The 18,593-nt window shown below is 38.9% G+C and carries 11 protein-coding genes; 1 reads left to right on the top strand and 10 read right to left on the bottom strand.

Features of this window, described 5'->3' with window-relative positions:
- Positions 1 to 81: 81 nt before the first annotated feature.
- The 10 genes from ABM313_RS03880 to ABM313_RS03835 all read right to left on the bottom strand — a co-directional run bounded on the left by ABM313_RS03880 (position 82) and on the right by ABM313_RS03835 (position 18,213).
- Positions 82 to 1,155, bottom strand: coding sequence for a phage tail protein (locus ABM313_RS03880; protein WP_434686387.1), 1,074 nt, complete (start codon positions 1,153 to 1,155; stop codon positions 82 to 84).
- 30 nt (positions 1,156 to 1,185) lie between these two features.
- Entirely contained in the window at positions 1,186 to 3,396 is a 2,211-nt protein-coding gene (locus ABM313_RS03875; protein WP_434686386.1) for a putative baseplate assembly protein, read from the bottom strand.
- A gap of 142 nt (positions 3,397 to 3,538) precedes the next feature.
- A complete protein-coding gene (locus tag ABM313_RS03870) occupies positions 3,539 to 3,946 on the bottom strand; it encodes a GPW/gp25 family protein (RefSeq protein WP_434686385.1) in 408 nt (135 codons plus the stop codon).
- Positions 3,947 to 3,962: 16 nt separating this feature from the next.
- Positions 3,963 to 4,355 carry a DUF4280 domain-containing protein gene (locus ABM313_RS03865; RefSeq protein ID WP_434686384.1) on the bottom strand — a complete coding sequence of 131 codons (393 nt, stop codon included), beginning with the start codon at positions 4,353 to 4,355 and terminating at the stop codon, positions 3,963 to 3,965.
- Between the two features lie 31 nt (positions 4,356 to 4,386).
- Positions 4,387 to 6,279, bottom strand: coding sequence for a VgrG-related protein (locus ABM313_RS03860; protein ID WP_434686383.1), 1,893 nt, complete (start codon positions 6,277 to 6,279; stop codon positions 4,387 to 4,389).
- Positions 6,280 to 6,342: 63 nt separating this feature from the next.
- Positions 6,343 to 6,780 (bottom strand): hypothetical protein, encoded by a 438-nt coding sequence (locus ABM313_RS03855; protein WP_434686382.1) that lies wholly within the window; start codon positions 6,778 to 6,780, stop codon positions 6,343 to 6,345.
- 59 nt (positions 6,781 to 6,839) lie between these two features.
- Positions 6,840 to 14,813, bottom strand: coding sequence for a hypothetical protein (locus ABM313_RS03850; RefSeq protein WP_434686381.1), 7,974 nt, complete (start codon positions 14,811 to 14,813; stop codon positions 6,840 to 6,842).
- Between the two features lie 3 nt (positions 14,814 to 14,816).
- Positions 14,817 to 15,326 carry a phage tail protein gene (locus ABM313_RS03845; RefSeq protein WP_434686380.1) on the bottom strand — a complete coding sequence of 170 codons (510 nt, stop codon included), beginning with the start codon at positions 15,324 to 15,326 and terminating at the stop codon, positions 14,817 to 14,819.
- Complete coding sequence (locus ABM313_RS03840) at positions 15,323 to 15,499, bottom strand: hypothetical protein (RefSeq protein WP_434686379.1); 177 nt, start codon at positions 15,497 to 15,499, stop codon at positions 15,323 to 15,325. Before ABM313_RS03840 ends, ABM313_RS03845 begins: the two co-directional genes overlap by 4 nt.
- Positions 15,500 to 15,783: 284 nt before the next feature.
- Entirely contained in the window at positions 15,784 to 18,213 is a 2,430-nt protein-coding gene (locus ABM313_RS03835) for a PstS family phosphate ABC transporter substrate-binding protein (RefSeq protein ID WP_434686378.1), read from the bottom strand.
- Between the two features lie 124 nt (positions 18,214 to 18,337).
- Here ABM313_RS03835 and ABM313_RS03830 point away from each other — a divergent pair, with 124 nt between their 5' ends.
- Positions 18,338 to 18,547, top strand: a complete 210-nt coding sequence (locus ABM313_RS03830; RefSeq protein WP_190575733.1) for a Nif11-like leader peptide family natural product precursor — start codon at positions 18,338 to 18,340, stop codon at positions 18,545 to 18,547.
- Positions 18,548 to 18,593 lie beyond the last annotated feature (46 nt).

Below are 18,593 nucleotides of genomic sequence, written 5' to 3'. Positions count from 1 at the left end.
AGGGGCGCATTCTCACAACCCATTTAGGATTGCTATACATTCTCAGAGTTTGAAGATACAGTCGCTTTGTGAATGACATCTTTAAATAACTTCTAGATCGTAGGTACAAAAAACAGGTTTTTCACGGTCGATAATTCGGTGGATAAGTGGTAAGTCAAGGCTATTTTGTAAATCGTTACGAATTCTCACCACAAAATGAAAGGGTTTCCCCCCGCCTGTTGAAGCATTTTGTCCGAGGATAGCTTCGCCAAGCACAAAACCTCGTCCTGTAATTTCAAAAATACTAATGTGCTTTTCTGCTTCAGGTAAATGCTCATCGAGGGGTAACCCTGTAAACAAATGGATATAAAAGCGTAGCCCCCGACGAGTTCCACGCCAACGATAAATCTGCATTGCTTGCTTGATTAAGTAGCGTTGTCGCTCAATATCAAGATTTGGTGATGTTTCCCAGCCCACCCAATGGGCTAGAAATGGCAACATAGTTTCAGGTGCTAGCATTGGGTCGAGATAAGCCCAGAGTGAGTCTAAAATCTGCACATCGGGTTCTAGGGCTTCTTCAAAGATCTTCAGCAAGCGTCCTACAAAATCTACTTCACGGTAAGCATCAGGTAAGAAGTCCAGATATAAACTAGGTGGACGCACATAAAGCCGAAATGGCTCAATATCAAATAATTCTAGTCTAGGTGAAAATTCTGAATCTGAATTAGAACTCGCATAACCACCATAAATTTGTAACTGCCCTTGATAATTAATTGTGAGGGGCTGCCCTTGCACGATCGCTTCTTGTTTTTCAAAAAAGTCCGCAGGAACTTGAAAATAGAGTACAGCTTCCATCTCTGCATAGGGAGGCAATTCATTCCCTTCCATCCCAATTTGAAGCCAATCTGTTGGGAAGTCCCCTTCGACACGCAAGTTGGTTAGAAGCGATCGATTACTAGAGTTTTTGAGCTTGACTACAATCTCACTCGGTTCATGGGGATTAACCAGCAGTTTGCATTTAGTAGGCGATCGCACATTATCACTATTAGCTCGTAACAGATTGTCCTGCGGACTTCCCAAATTATCAGCACTGGCTAAAGTCTCTTCATTGGCATCAGGAGACTTCATTGAAATTAAACGAATGCTTAGTGCTTGGAGCTTACTTTTTTGAGTCATAGGAGGTGGTGTTTAGATGTTGTCATGGGCTTAACTGACAATATTAATCACATGGCTAGAGCGTAATCTAGGACTGCGCCAAGAGCAGATCAATCCAACTGAACCTGGGTCAATCATTGGTTGTGGTGCGAGTCTTCTTATCCATTCGCCATTTTCATAGCGCAACTCAAATAGTTGTACTGTACCTAAAAAGCGCACACCTTGAAAATTTTGTAACAGTTTGACAATATCAGATGGATAAACAGGACGACCAAACTCCCAACCTTGCCCACTAACTCCACCCGTAATCGGATTCAGAAAGCGATAGAGCATTACCTTAAGCTGACGAACAATATCTTGCTGCACCTGTGGATTGCTATAGGAAGACTCTAGGGCAATCTCAGTCTGGACACAGACCCCGACATATTCAGGTTGGTCTAGTTGAATTTGGATGCCTAGCATCTTCCGTTCATCGAGATAGTTCGATACTCGATCAATTAGAGGCTTGGTTAAGATGAACTGATCAGGAGCAATCCCTTGTCCTTGCTCAATGCTTTCAGTGCGGACTCTAGGGACAACCAGCAACTTTACAGTTCCCGCCTCTTGCCTCCGAGTAGGTGCACAGATGACGCGAGCTACAGCACCATCTCCTGCAATCATGGTCAAGTATTCAAAATCTGTCTGGGTAATGGCGCGATCGCGAGTTCGGAGCATTTTGGGGACGCGCACCGCCACATCATCAAGGGATTCCGCGTCAACGCCATTACTAGCTGAAATATGGTTGGTTAAACTGGCTACATAGGGGATAGCATTTTTGGCTATTCGCAAACTGCCGCGCTGTACATTACCGCGAAACCCTCCACCTGTACGATATTTCACCATTTGAATGATTGAGCCTTTTGGGGGAACTGCGCCATATTGAGTACCAGTTGACTTCGTATTCATGGCGATCGCCTTGGTCTGATCCGACACCACTCTTTGCATCGGTTCACCTTGAATCCGTAAACGTTGCAATGTGTGCTGACTCTGATAATTGGGAGTTTGCACAAAAGGACCAAATTGAACTTGCCCTGAAGTAGAATCGATAATATAGTGCGGATCACTTTCTGTAGACTCAGAAAAGTCGGCAACTTCGTGCCATATTTGTGGCAGTCCAATGGGGGGGGTAATTAGGAGATATTCATCAGCTTGACGAGGCAATACTGGGTGGTGCATTAGTTGAAACACCTGCCCTGATTTGCCATTACTCTCTCCCAAAACTTCATTTACTAAGGCATGACATTGAGTTGCCTTGACCGTTCCCCCGATCGCTCTTGCTGCCATGCCAATAATATGTGGCGATCGGCTATAGGCTGACTGATTAGCTGTTGGTTCGACGTAGCTACAGCGTAACCACCGCCCTCGATAAGTCGAAAACTGTGTCACTTCCCATGTTAGAGGCAAATGAAAGATTACTTCTGCACCCTGCAAAGGATTTATCCCTTCATTGGCTAATTCACTAAAACTAAATCCTTTCGTGTGATCGTCACTTTCTTTTTGGAGTACAGGTTGCCATGCATTGCCATTCCATGCTTCCCAAAATCGAGGTGGATTATTAGGATTAATCCCTGTCGTTGTTGCTGATTCTCCCTTCAAGTTGAGGGCTACTACATTACCATTGATCGGTTGCTCTCCATCAAACACTACATAGAAACAATTATTTGGTTGAGGTGGTTCACTAAATAGGGCAATTTCCTGCCCAGACCAACCCTCTTCGCGATCCTCTGTCCATACATCTAAGAGTAAATCTCGTAAAAACTCAGGATTTTCTTCGGCTCTAGGTGCAGCTAGTAAATGTAAAATGCGGGGATTCCCAATTACCAGAGGTTGATCGGTACTAAAGATGATCGCATCTTCAGTTTCAGTTCGCAGCGTAGCAACTTCAATCCCCGCAGGAATTGTATAGGGTTCTGGTAAAGAGGCACTCAGATAAAAAGTTACCTCTGTTTGAGCAGGTGCAGGTGGCTGTAAGCGAATCCCTAATAATTCTAAAAAAGCAACATAGTTACGTCGCGGTACTTGATTAAACCGCATCAACATCTGATCGGTTAACCAAGCAAATAATTCAATCAGAGTAACACCTGGATCGCTAGGGTTATAATTTGTCCATTCTGGACAATAGCGCGGGATTCTGAGAAGACACTCATTCACCAATTCTGCAAAGGTGCGATCGTCAAGATCAGATTTTGGCAAATTGGGAAGAAAATCAAACTCTTTCGTCATTACACAATGCTCTTCGGTGAATTTGGCGATGTTTTGATTTTACTAGCTATGTTTACCCTTCGCGATTAAATACCAAATTATTTCAAAAAGTTAAAGCCAATTTTTGTGGCACGGCAAAGACATGCCATAAAAAATCGGTTCTTTAATTGCCATTGGGGGGTAGTAAATAAAACGGATAAACCATGCTACGACGGTCATGGCTCTCCTTTATTTCATAGAGGATTTTTAGATCTAAACGTCCTCTAATTGGATCAGGCTCTGCATAAACTCCTGTAACCTTAATCCTAGGTTCCCATCTATTCAATGCTTCCTCAACATAGATTCTGGCTAGCAAGATTGTCTGTGGATTCATCGGCGCAAAAGTGAGATCCGATAAGCGACTGCCAAAATTAGGGCGATATACTCGCTCTCCTAACTTTGTATTTAGAATTGTGGCGATCGACTCTTCCAAGTTGCGATCGCCACCATCAGTTTTTAGTTCACCTTGAACATTAATCCGTAAAGGGAACGAAATTCCCCTACCCAGATAGTCTCTTTCTAAATCACTCATGTTTGCTAATAGTTGCTTATGGAATCTGTACTGTTGCCTGTCCAGCATAATTAATTGAAATCACCCCACCCCAAACACACATACACTTTGAAGAATTGTTAAGCGCAGGAAAATTACCAATTAAGACAGTTGGCGCTCCAACAATCCAAGGAGCAGGTGTTACTGGTACACAAGGTGCTGGTTTTGGCACTCCAGGTACTGGGAGGGCAGTCGCAGCAATAACCGCAGGATTGAGCGGTGCTCTACAAAGTCCAAATGAAGGAATATTCTTGATTGGTATATGATCCATAATATTCGCAGCGGGAAGATTTCCCGCAAGGACGAGCTTCTCAGGAGTGACCACGAGCGGAACTGGTGCAGCGCCAAAACTACATTGAAGTATTCCACTTAAAACTACTTGTTGTCCCATAATTACTTCTTAAAAATATTAATTAATCACACTAATTAATCTTAACTAAACTACCTTTAATTGTATTGATTCCAGTAGCTTCGACATTAACCATTGGGGCTTCCATTTTGGCTGTAGCCGTACCTTTAATCTGTACTTGCGTTCCTTCAATTACTACACCTGTGTTAGAAATCACTATTTTGTTACTACCCACTTTAAGCGTAATGTTGGTTGTTGCGGTTAAGGTCATATTAGCCGCATTAATCGTTAAATCTTTAGCTGTCCCAGATGTACCAGTTTTAACCGTTATATCTCCCGTTGAAGTGAGACTAATTACCTTACTACTATCATCAGTCCGAAATTTGTGACCACCAGTAGTTTCGAGTTCAACAAATTTGTCGCTGTCATTAATTCTAAGATTATGTCCGCCAACAGTATTAATATAGATTCCTTTTTTGGTAGCCCCTTTGTCTTCCTCAACAAACTGTAACTTATGTCCAAGGCGAGTCTTAAAAGTTCGTAAACGGACTTTACCGCTTGCAACACTTTCGGCTACAGCCTCAGGTGGTGCGTCAGTACCATTCCATACTCCACCGATTACATAAGGTCGATGAATATCACCATGCTCAAAAGCTACTAAAACCTCATCATTTATTTCTGGAAGACAGTCAAAACCTCTATTTGAACCTGCGCCCACGCCTACAACCCTAGCCCAGTTGCTTTCGTGTTCCTCGGTAAGCGTCGGAAATTTAACTTTGACCCTTCCGCATTGGTCAGGATCATTATTGTTTGTAACTATACCAACCAACATGGTTTGACCTGGTTGCAAATGAGTCTTGGATGACAAAATGGAATACAAATCGCCACCACGCAGACCGCGCACGCTGAAATGGGTAATGTACGTTCGATTCTGAAATAAATGATGAGTTTCGGTAACATAATAACTACCACTATAGTTGCCCATGTCAGTTAGCTTTATGACCTTACCTGCCCTGATTAAGGGATTACCAGTGCCTTTTGCATCGGCATTGACAAATTCGCCCCCTAATTCATCACATAAAGATTGAGCGATTTTTTGAGCTTCAGCAGCGCTAAAAATTGGCTGATCGACAACAATCACTTTCGGAGCAGTGGGCTTACCAGTAAATGCACTACTAGTTGAACTGCCTTTACCGCTAGTATTGCTGGTAATTACTGACTCAGTGGATGCTGTAGAAACGATCGCTTTTTTTGTCTTGTAGTCCCAGCCTCTTACTTCAACCGAGTTAACTTGCTCTGCCCCCGTAACACGGACTCGAAAGCTAGATAGATCTTTTAACCATTTAAGAGATATCTCTGCACCTTTTGTGGATTTACGAAAATTTAACTTCCCATCTTGCATATATAGCTCAAAACCATTGCGTGCTGCGCGTTCCTGCAAAAATTCCATATTCGTTTGATTCTCTTGGAATACATATTCATGGATTGGGGTAGTTGCGGTGATCGTCCCAATTGCAATGCCAGATTCACCAGCTAGTTTTTTGACAATATCGCTGTCACTCATTTTTATGAAAGAACGATTGTGCCGACCTCTATGTAAGCGATGGGCAACGTCATAGCCACGAATGATAATCGGAGCCTTAGCGTCTGCCGTAAAATCTGTTTCTATGGCAGTAATTTCACCTTCTAAGACATATGCAGACGATGCATCGTCAAAGTCAGGGTCTTCTGTGGTGCTGGCGGTGAATCCAATCTTGACTTTTTTACCGATCGCAAATTTGCTCATATGCTTCCAAGGTACTGTGCTATCACCATAGAAGTAATTATTACTAATGATCAGTGTAAACATGCCGAGTTGATGCAGGCTTTCTTCGGCGGATACTTGTAAAATATCGGCAATCAAATCTTCGGAAGCAGAAGTTCCATCTATTGTAAGGGAAAACTGAGATCTATATGTTGCTGGCATTGGTAATTTTAGTTATTAATAAAAAAGTGTTGTTGGGAATATTTCTAAATGTCATCAACTAACTTAAATGTCATCAACTTCTTGGAGATCAATGCTTACCTTAGCCCTGACAGGAGTACCATCGGCGAGAAACATGGTTAGATCATAGCTAATGTTGGTGACAACACATTTAAGATATTGTTCTCCCCAAGCAAATATATATACGGGTGGACGTTTTAATGATCCTGCAATTTCTGTGGATTTGATGATCGGCGAGATGAGATCGAGAACACTTGTTTTGGTTGGGTATTCATAAGTATCAAACCATAAATTTGACAACTTCAAAGTTTCCGCACCTCGATTGGAGTAAGAAACTTTTGGAAAACCTGCTGCGGTATATGCACCATCTTCTACTTTCCAATTAACCGTTCTCGAAAACGACAAACTTTCGGGGTTAAATTGGAAATTGATGGCTACAGCACCTGCATCGGTAGTGGTGAGCATTGCTTTAACGAGTGTCATAATCTGTTTACCTAAAAGTTTCTGAAAAAATCTCTAAAATAACTGATTAAAGCTTTGAATTACCAAGGTAATCTTCCTTGATATCTCGTTCCCTGTCGTTCCCTTTCTGTTTCTAAGCGATGCTTTAATAAAATATATATCTCTTGAGCAAGGGTTTCAAGATTTTCGGCAAAGTTCTCGGCATTATAACTATGATTGGTATTAACTGAAACTTGAGCTTCTGGCAAAGTATCAGATGCAAGTTCGCGTTGAATTGTATTAGATCGAGTATTTGTAATTTTGTTGGGATTTCCTTTTTGTAATCCTGTTGGGGTTAAGTATAAGTCTTGATCATTATCGCTAGTAGGACTATCAGCCGATCGCTGAATAGTTGTTTGATTGCTAGTAGAACTTGTTGACGAACTTGAGTGGCTAGTTGCGAGAGGACTGCGATCGCTAGTATTAGTTGTTTGTTTATTTAGTGAGCTTTTAGATGAACTCGCCTTTGGAGGTGGTAAGTTTGCTAACAATTCTGATATGTTTGACCACCCCATAGAACTTGTTTGACTATTGCTATTGTCAGAATTGTTGTCTAGTTTCGGTTGAATTGTTTGAGCCAAGTTGTCTAAACTATTGGGCAAATTGCCTTGAGCAGGTCGATCTCGTCGATTTGTTTGTGATCGCTGTATTGTTTGTGATGTCATGGGGCTAGGTATTTGGGATGATGGTAGTAACAATGAATTGCCTAAGTAATTAGTATGAGCAAGATTTTTAATGGCTTTGGGAAGTTGTAAATCCTGAGTATTACTAGGATCAGCTAACATTTGAATGATTGTTTGATTGTCATTTTGCTCTACAGGAGCTTGGTTATTAATGGCGTCATCTTTCTTGGGAGTAGTGAGATTAGATTTCGGGTCAGATTTTTTCTGTATTTGTTGAAGATTATTATGCTCTAAATTATCTGACATTTGAAAAGTTGCTTCAGGATTTAGATCAACTAAATCAGCAGATCTTTGAATTGAATTAGTATGATCGATTGATAAAGTACGATCTGCATTATTTACTTCTGAGGGATCTAAATCTCTTTGAATTTGTTGGATGTGATCAACTGGAGAAATATTATCTACTTTAGAATCAGAAATTTCTCTTTGTAATCCACTTTGTAATTGATTTTGTCTATCATTAGTTACAGAAGATTGCGTAATATCAACATCTAATTTATCCGATTCTCTTTGGATAATAGAATTATTTTCGGATATATTATCTACTATAGAAACATCAGAATGTGTCTGTATTGCTTCACCTTGAGGAGATCTTGTAATAGCATTTTCAATATTAACAGTTGATAAATTAGATTCTTGTTGAATAGCGTGATTGCTCTGAGGAATATCTGTTGCTGAAATATCAGACTGTCTCTGTATTGCATCAATAGGTGAATCGCTCTGTTGAGTTTGTTTAGTGAGATCTCCTTGTAAAATATTAGATTGTCTCTGTATGTCATTAGCTTGAGGCGATTGTGTAATATCAACAGATGAAAAATCAGAATTAATATCTACAGTAGAAATATCAGCGTCACTAAATCTTTGAATTGGTTGCAAATCTATATCTGTGGGAATATTAGAGGTCGATAAATCAGCTTTTGTTTGAATCTGTTGTGCGCGATTATCTCCAGAAATATTAATGTCTACTGTGGAAACATCAGATTGTCTCTGAATACCATCAGTTTGGGAAGTTTGTGTAATATTAGTAGGTGGTAAATCAGTATTTCTTTGAATATTGCGATCGCTTTGAGAAACACTGTCTAAAATAGGGGAATCAGCAAAATTTGTAACTGGTTGAATATTTTTATCTATGGAAACGTCAGACTGTCTTTGAATTTGTTGATTGCGATCACCTTGGTCATTATGATTTACTGATGAAATATCAGGTTGTCTCTGTATTTTATTAGTCTGAAAGTCTTGCTCAATATTCATAGCAGATACGTCAGACAAATTATTTTCTCTCTGAATATCGTTGCGATTGCTTTGGTCAGTATGATCTGTAAAAATATCCCTCTGAATTTGTTGATTAGCATTGCTATCAGAAATAGGCAAGTCCTTATTATTAAATAAGTCATTTTTTCTCTGAATAGTGCGATCGCCTTGGTCAGCATTATTTGCTAAAGAAATATCAGTCTGCCTCTGTGTTGCATCAGATTGAGATTGTGTAATCTCAACAGGAGTTGAGTCAATTCTTCTTTGAATATTTTCAGAATTAATATCCACATTAGAAATATCAGCATCAACAAATCTTTGAATTTGTTGTGGATCTCTATTGGTGGAAATATCAGAAGTCGATACATCAGGGTTTGTTTGAATTTGTTGTGAGCGATCGCTTTGTGAAGAAAGATTATCTAAAACAGGAGATTCAGAAAACCCTGAAATTTGCTGAATGTTGCTGTTATTAGCAATATCTGAGTTAGGTAAATCAGATGTCCTTTGAATTTGTTGTGGGCGATCTCTTTCAGTAATACTATTTAAAATAGGAGATTCAGAATCTCTGACAGTTTGTTGAATAGTGCTGTTAGAAGTAATATCTAAGTCAGGTAAATTGGATGTTCTTTGAATTTGTTGAGTGTTGTGATCTACTGTAGAAATATCAGGATGTCTCTGAATAACATTAGCTTGAGGATTAGTTGATGTACTATCATTAGGTAATAAATCAGCTTTGCTTTGAATAGGTTGATCGCTTTGAGCAATACTATCTACTTCTGAACTGTCTGTTTGTCTCTGTATTTCATTAGTCTGAGGGATTTGCGTGCCATCAGTAGGCGATAAATCTGGCTCTCTCTGAATAGTGCGATCGCTTTGATCGGCATGATCTACAACAGCTTCTCTCTGAATCGGTTGAACAGGATTGCTGATATCAATGCTATCAGCAATAAATGGGCTAGCTTGTTGTGTCTTTTGAACAATACTTTCTTGAGTAGTACTATCTATTGAAATATTTGATGGCTCTTGTATGCCATTAGTTTGTGGTGATTGTATAGTATCAACATTACTAAATAAGTTAGCCTCTCTCTGAACAGAGAGATTGCTTTGGGTAGTATTATCCGCAAACGAAATATTAGGCTGTCTCTGTGTTTCATCAGCTTGAGATTGTGTAAGCTCGACAGGAGTTGAGTCAATTCTTCTTTGAATATTTTCAGAATTAATATCCACATTAGAAATATCAGTATTAACAAATCTTTGAATTAGTTGTAGCTCTCTATTGGTGGAAATATCAGAAGTCGATATATCGGGTTTTGTTTGAATTTTCTGTGTGCGATCGCCTTGTGAAAGACTATCTAAAACAGGAGATTCAGAAACCCCTGAAATTTGCTGAATGTTGCTGTTAGTAGCAATATCTGAGTTAGGTAAATCAGATGTTCTTTGAATTTGTTGAGTGAGACTATCTTCGGAAATACTGTTGCTGACTGTAGAGATATCAGGGTGTTTCTGAATAACATTAGCTTGAGAGCTTTGCTTGCTATCTGTGGGTGATAAATCAGAATTACTTTGAATTTCTTCAGAGCGATCGCCTTGAGAAATACTATCTGAAAGCTCAGTTTGTCTCTGTAGTTCGTTAGTCTGAAGATTTTGCTTAATGTCTATAGTAGAAACATCAGATTCTCTCTGGATTTGTTCGACAGGGCTGGCTGTAGTATTACTATTAGAAATAGACGAGTCAGTTTGTTGGATATGTTGAGAAAGATCTTCTTGAGCAATATTTATTGCAACATCAGGTTGTCTCTGTATGTCATTAATTTGTGGCGATTGGGGAATCTCAATATTATTAAAATTATTGAATAAGTCAGTTCTTTGCTGAATAGTGCGATCGCCTTGAGAAATCGCATCTATTGCAGAGTTATCAGTTTTTTGTTGTATGGACTCAGAGATACTATCTACAGTAGAAATATCAGTATCATCAATTCTTTGAATTTGTTGCGAATCCCTGTTTGTGGAAATATCAGAGGTCGATACTTCAGGTTTTGTTTGAATTTGTTGAGTACGATCACTTCTTGAAAGACTATCTAAAATGGGAGATTCTGAAACTATTACAGCTTGCTGAATGTTACTGTTAGGAATAATATCTGAGTCAGACAAATCAGATGTTCTTTGGATTTGTTGAGTGTGAGGAGAGCCAGAGGTACTATGATCTACTGTAGAAGTATTAGGCTGTCTTTGAATAATATCAATTTGGGGTGTTTGTGGACTATTAGTAGGAGATAAATCTGCACTTCTTTGAATAGGAAGATCACCTTGAGCAATACTTTCTACGTCTGAAATGTTAGTTTGTCTCTGTATTTCATTAGGTTGGAGAACTTGCGTACTATCAATAGGAGATAAATCTGCTTCTCTTTGAATAGTGTGATTATCTTGAGTAATATGATCTAAAGCAGGAGATTTAGAAGTTTTTTGGGTTGGCTGAATGTTGTCATTTTCAGAATTGCGATCGGAGATATTTAGATCAGCCTGTCTTTGGATTTGTTGAGTAGTTTCATTTGAGAAAATACTATTATCTACTTGAGCATTAACTGATTCTCTCTGTAAAGAATCAGTTAATAGAGATTGTGTAATGTCATCTGTAGGGGAAAAATCAAATTCTCGTTGAATAGAGCGATCGCTTTGATCAATGCTACCAATTACCGAAACATCAGTTTCTTTCTGGATCGCATCAGTTTGTCGAAATTGGTTAAGATCAGGAGATAAACTAGATTTGCGTTGAATGCCTTCAGAGATCTGATCTACGGTAGAAATATCAGTATCACTAAATCTTTGAAATTGTTGTGAGTCTCTGTTTGTGGAAATATCAGAGGTTGATAAATCAGGTCTTGTTTGAATTTGTTGAGTGCGACTATCTCTAGCAATATTATTATCTACTGCAAACAAATCAGGTTGTCTCTGAACATTATCAGTTAGGGGAGTTTGTGTTATATCAGTAGAAGATAGTTGAATATCTTTTTCAGGAATACTATTTGCTTCTAAACCATCAGTTTGTCTCTGTATTTCATTAGTCTGAATATCTTGACTAATATCCGCAGGAGAAGTTAAATCTGTTTCTCTTTGAATATTGCGACGATTATCTTGATTGATATTATCTAAAACAGGAGGTTCAGAAGTTCTTGGGATTGACTGAATGTTTTCATAGGGAAGATTATCATTAGAGATAGATGTATCAGGTTGTCTTTGAATTGGTTGGATATGTTCACTTCCTGAGACGTTATTAGCTACTGAAACATCAAGTTGTCTCTGTGTTTCATCAGTTGGGAATATTGTTCTATCAGTAGGCTCCGACTCAGGTTGCCGCTGAATAATGCGATCGCTTTCAGGAATATTTTTTAAGACAGCAGGTTCAAAAGAGCTTTGAATTTGCTGAGAGTTATTGCTTGTAGGAGAACTATCCGATTCAGGTAAATCTGCAATATTAGTTTGATCAGTTTGCCTCTGGATACTAGTATTCTGGGATGATTGACCAATATCAATATTTGACAAAGTAGATGATAGTTGAATAGCACGATCGCTTTCAGAAGCAATAGGAGGTTCAGAAAATCTGTGAACTGACTGAGTGCTGTTGATTGTAGGGGGGGGCTCTATCGAAGTAATATCAGTCTGTCTCTGTATTTGAGTAGGCTGAGAAATCTGTGTAGGCTCAACAGTAGATAATTCAGACGCTCTTTGAATAGTGCGATCGCTTTGAGGAGAATTATCTACAGTAAAAACATCTGATTTTCTCTGTATCTCATCATTTGCAACAGATTGAGTAACATTATTATCTGACAAATTAGATTCTTGTGGAGTAGCGCGATCGCTTTTAGAAGGACTATCTACCAACGAAATATCAGTTTGTCTTTGTATGTCATAATTCTGAGAATCTTGCCCAAGATTAGTAGGAGCTAAATCAGTTTCTCGGTTAATAGTACGATCGCTTTGAGAAAAACTGTTATCTGAAATAGGAGTCTCAGGTTGTCTTTGAATTGGTTGAATATTGCTGCTTGTAGAATTACTGCTATCAGAGATAGTTAGATCAGGTTGTCTTTGAATTTGCAGAGAGCGATCGCTCTCAACAACATTATCAGCAAGAGAAGATTTAGTAATAGGAGATTCAGATGGTTTTGAGATTGACTGAATATTGTTGTTTACGGAACTATCAACAGTAGCAATATCTGGCTGTGACTGTCTTTGGATTTGTTGAGTGTAATCTTCTTGAGAAATATGATTAACATCAGATTGTCTTCGTATTTCGTCAGACCGTGTAATATCGGTAACTGTTCCTAGAGACTCTCTTTGAATAGAGCGATCGCCTTGAGAAAAATCATCTACTGAAATATTAGATTGGGTTCTTATCGCATCAGTCTGAGGTGATTGGGTTGTATCAGTAGCAGCTAAATTAGATTCTCGCTGAATAGTACGATTAACTTCAGGAATAGTATTCTCATTAGAGACATCAGAAGAAATACGAGATTGTTGCTGTAGAGAATCTGATTGAGAAGATTGTGTATTATCAACACTAGATAAGCGAGATTCTCTCTGGATAGTGCGATCGCTTTGTGAAATATTATCTAAAACTGGAGATTCAGCAAATCTTTGAATTTGTTGCGTGTTAATACTTGCAGTATTTCCAGAGGGAGATAAATCAGTTTGCCTTTGAATTTGTTGCGTGAGATCACCTTGAGAAATATTATCTACCAACGCTATATCAAGTTGTCTCTGTATTTCATCGGTCTGGGGAATCTGGATTCTATCGACAGGAGATAATTCAAATTGTTGCTGAATGGTGCGATCGCTGTCAGCAACATTATCTAAAATGGGATATTCTGAAGGGTCTTGACTTGGCTGAGTATTATTGTCTGTAGAAATTTCGCTATTAGAGATAGACGAATCAGTCTGTCTTTGAATTGGCTGAGTAAGATCAGCTTGAAAAATATTATTTACAGGAAAATTATTAGCTTGCCTCTGTAGAGTATTAGCTTGTGAGACTTGTGCAGTTTGAGAAATATTATTGGCATTATTGGCATTAACAAAACTAGACTCTGGTTGAAGATTGAGATCGCCAGCTAGATTATTACCTGTATCAATGTTTGCAATAGGCAAATCAGAATTTAATTGAATTTGTGGGTTTTGAATATTGGTTGTGGAACTATCAGATTGTCTTTGTACTACATCAGTTTGAGGAGATTGAGGAGTATCAACCGTAAATAAATTAGATTCTGTTTGATTAGGGCGATTGCCCACTAAAAGATCAATATTTGTAAAAGCTAAATTAGTTTCATCTGTTTGCCTTTCATCTGTCTGTCTTTGAACTAATTTATCTTGATTACTTGGATTACTTTGCTCAATATTTGTCTCTAAAAAAGGCAAGTTAGAATTTAATGGCAATTGAGGATTTGGGCTACTTGTTGAAGAAGGCTCAGAAGTTCTTTGGATTTGACTTTGAATTCGCTCAGTGCGATCACTTTTTGAATTAGTGACATTGATAGTTGACGATAGATCTTCAGATCTTTGAATAGATGTATTCTCTAATATATTTGCATCTAAACTTGTCTGAAAATTATGATCTGATGTAGGATTTACACTAAATTCTTGACTTGATAAATTTTGGGAATTAAGGGATTGTGCTTGATAAGAATCTAGGGTTTGCCGTTGAATTGAGTTGCTTTTAGGAGAATCAATTGGCGATCGCTCAGTTTGTACTTGCCTCTGTGGATTATTTTTAGAAGTAACAGCCTTTGTTTGGATATTAGGTTGATTTGTAGCTTGACTATCAACCCTACTTAGAGAATCTGATTGTAAAGGTTGATCAAAAAAAGGAGAATTATCAAAGGTATTATTCAGTTGCTCAAAATCATTTTCAGCCGCTAAATTATCGGGATTTACTAATGAGACTGCCCCTAAAGGATAGATAAATTTTGGTTGTAAAAATGACTGCCCAAGAGATGGCGGTACAAGCAGGGGCGTATAATTGCCTAATGGAAGATCTTCAGGTATATCTCCATCTTTATTTGCCTCAAAAGGGATTTCGATATTTTCAGTCATGGTCTAAGAACTAGGGAAAGAACCACTTGCAGAATTTCTTGTAACTACTGTCGCTGCTCCACCGCCCTCAAAAGATACGGTTAAACCTTCGATCGCCAACTTTAGTTCTTCAATAGCAACAGAATTGCCGTCTGCCTGAAGTGATGGAGCAGTCCAACCAACAGGAACTGCTCCAATCAATGTCCAGCATTGTCTTGTCTCACCAGCTTGATTGAAAAGTAAAATTCGGATATTTCTTCTACGGTTAGTTGTTGCCGTAAACCATTTCCAGAAACTTAAGTCATTTGTTACACCATGCTTAAGTGTTACTTCCGTAAAAGAAGTCTGTTTTAGCAATATTCGCTTTTGATCGTTAACTCCTCCTTCAAAAAATTTATCTGTATCAACGCTTGCGCTTAATCCAGAACATTCCGTGAATCCTGCAACAATTGTTGCGGTTGGCAACATTTCCACATAAAAATGATTGGTTGTAACGTATGATTCGGCTCTAGCAAACCTACTACTGTTTGTCATAATCTTCCCTCATAATTTCTACCAACGCGTTCTTTTTGTTGTCGTAATTCATTTGTGAGCAGTTCATAAACCCGATCGCTAAGTAATCTGATTTGCAAGGGTTCATTTAAAACTTTGGCAGCAAACTTAGCAAGTTCGGCTTCTTCTTTGGGTTGGTCAGAATATTTTTCCATCAACGATTTACCATGTATATGTAAACGTATAACCAAGCGCATATCATATCCAGTTTACATTATACATTGGTTGCCAACTGCACTAAGTAGCTAGGCATAAGTAAACCTAGAAAGCTGTCTCGCCCGCGTAGTGGGCGGGACAACTTCTGGGTTTAGGTTTTAATTATGTTGAGCTAGTTACAGCGCTTTGGGCTTGATGTGATGATACTTTTGGGCTTTGGTGCTAATACAAAATAAAAAAGCGAGTGTTGATGATTCGCGTCCGTCACTCGCTTTTTTACTTTTTATTTAATCGGGAATTTTAGAGGGATTAGCCCAGTTTGCTTTAGTAAATTTTGAGCTTCCTCGGTTCGCATAATCGAAACAAAACGTTCGGCGATCGGTATTCGGCGGTTATCGCGGGTATAAACTACTGAAATTGGATAAGCAAGGGGATAAACTTTATTTATAAAATCACTGTAGTTTTGGGTATAACTACCTTTCTCATTACAAAGATCAACATCGGGCGTAATTGCCTTGCCAGTTTGCCAAACTAATGGTGCAACAAAGGATTTGTTATCATCGGCTATCGTCAGTGGATAGACGGAGCATTGCCCAAAAACCTGACTAATTGAGCCAAAGGAAATACTGCCAATGTTGCGATCTTCAAAGTCTTGAATTACGCGCCGCAGTGAATCAAAAATAGATAGTGAGGTAATGCCATTATTTCCTTCTTGAGCAAGCTGTCGGAAAGTAGCGATCGCGGATTCGTCTTTTAGTACCCGTTTCTCAAAAATCCTGATCGATTCATCATCTAGGGGCATGTAGAGTTTTACAGGCAAGTTTGGTCCTCCCAACTGTCGCCAATTAATAATTTCCCCTGTATAAAGTTGGCGTAATTGGGCAAAGGTGATCTTACCTTGCAGTGCAGTTGGTAAGCTGTTATTGCGTTGGGCATAACTAAAAGCGACAAACACCGTTAAGCCGTCGTAGGCAATATCTTGAGTTATAAAGCCACCGCCTAGATTATCAGGCACACTAGAAATGGCAAAATCGGCTTGGTTAGATTGTAATTGAGCGATCGGAAATTGATTGGAAGTCTTATCGACACCTTTCTCAGTAATTTTATCAACATCTACAGGTTGATAGTTAAGCTGTAGTTTTGGTTGACGTTTTTGCAGTTCTTCTTCGAGAGTTGATCCTTTAGCAATCAAATTATTTTGTAAAAGTGTGTAATTCCAAGTGCCATTCTTATCAGCCGTGTAGGTAAACTTACCTTCAGGAATGTCAGATATTTGATTAATACAGCAAGGCAAATTGAGGTTGGCGGCTTTGGGTGGTTGAGTTAACCAGAAATATAGCAAGAAAAGCAGTAGCAATAATAGAATCACCCCGATCGCGATCGCAATTACTTTTTTTGTCAGCCATCCCCACCAATTCTTCTTAACTGGTGCAACTTCCTCTTGGTCAATAAATTCTAATAGAGCCTCGCGTTCAATAGGTATACGCAATAACGCTCTCCTTGCCACTTCTGCACTGTTATAACTAGTTTCCCCAAAACCGATTAAGTTTTGAATAAATTTTTTCAGTCCTAGATTAACCTTATCACCCCAATGATTTAGGTCATGGGGATTTAAACAAGTACGATTTTCTAAATCGATGACACCACCTTTTAAGAGATAGAAAGCAATATAGCCCAAGTCTTCAAGATCACGATTGATAGAATAGGCAGGTGTTTTCACGTCGGGTGGATAAAAACGATCTTCCCAAAGCGCCATATCATTGAGATAGACGGTAAATCCCTGAAAATCTGATCTGATCGCAATGCTATAAAAAGTTAAGTTCCCGTGAGGTAAGTCTGAAGTCACCACTCCAGAACGTAATCGATATTTCTGTGAATGTAGTGACTCAAGGGTTTGTAAAGCTTGATTGAGAAAAGATTTCACCTGCCAGTTACTCATCGCACCATGGATAGCTAAGTATTCAGCTAGGGAGATTGCTTCATCATTTTTTTGCAAAATTACATAACATCGCTCTTCACGAGCGTCGGCGATCGCTTCTATGGGGGTAATCAACCGCGAGTCTTGTTTTCTACCGTCTGAGAGCTTCATTTCTGACGAGGCTTCAAAGTTGCGTTTGCAAGCTCTAGTTTCCTGCTCATTAAAATATTTTTTGGGAATGACATATTCTTTCAATAAAAATGTTTCCCCGTCTGTGAGTTTGGTTGCGCTATAGATGCGCCCAGTACCACGAATGCCAATATAGTTGTCTACTTCATAAACACCGTTTCTACCACGAATTTTAACTTCAGGTGGCAGGCTTGCTGGGAATTGACATTTTTTACAATATTTATTGTTGGGATTATCGGTGACGGTTTCGTGAGGATATTCGCACCGAAATGGATTTGATTCTTGACATTGATATCGCAAAAATTGTGGCTTAATTTGCCAAATTGTCCCTACCCTTTGATCAACTGCAATTTCTTTTAAAACTTCTTTAGTCTCGATCTTTTCAGGTAGCCCTATACCCTTAAAAGAAGTAATTGAAGGTGGCTCAATGCCTAAATCATCCTTAAGAAAGGGAATTAGAAATCGTAAGGGCGTGGGGACAGTTTTGTTTAAAAATTCAACAAACTTATTACCAATCAGCCCGTCAATAGTGCTAAGAAACTGCCTCCAAACGTCAGTGACACGTTTCCAGAATTTCTGCCAAATATTTGGAGCTTTCCTTGCCATAGATTGCTTGCCTTATTCTTGCTAGACTATTATCAATTACACAGGTGTGATTTGTGGCAAAGTTTGCATTGTTTATACATTCTTGTCCAAAGCATATCTCACCACTTTACCCCTAATCAAGGTTATGGCAAGAGAGCAAGTGGCTCGTCTCTATCGAGCCGCCAAAACAGATTCCCTCCTCAAAGCAAAGCTAAATCAAGCACCTGATCTTGAAAGTTTTGTGGAAATGGCGAAAGCTGAGGGGTATGACTTCACGATCGAAGAATGGCAACAGATGACTAACTTTGAGGTTGAAGAATTAAAGTGTCACCTTTCAGAAATTCCTGGTATTTAGCTTATAGCACGTTGCAATCACAGGTATAGAGAGGGCGCAAAGCGAC

Origin of the sequence: Pseudanabaena minima str. Chao 2107 (assembly GCF_051131155.1) — a bacterium.
GTDB lineage: Bacteria > Cyanobacteriota > Cyanobacteriia > Pseudanabaenales > Pseudanabaenaceae > Pseudanabaena > Pseudanabaena minima.
This window is presented reverse-complemented; position numbering and strand designations above follow the sequence as displayed.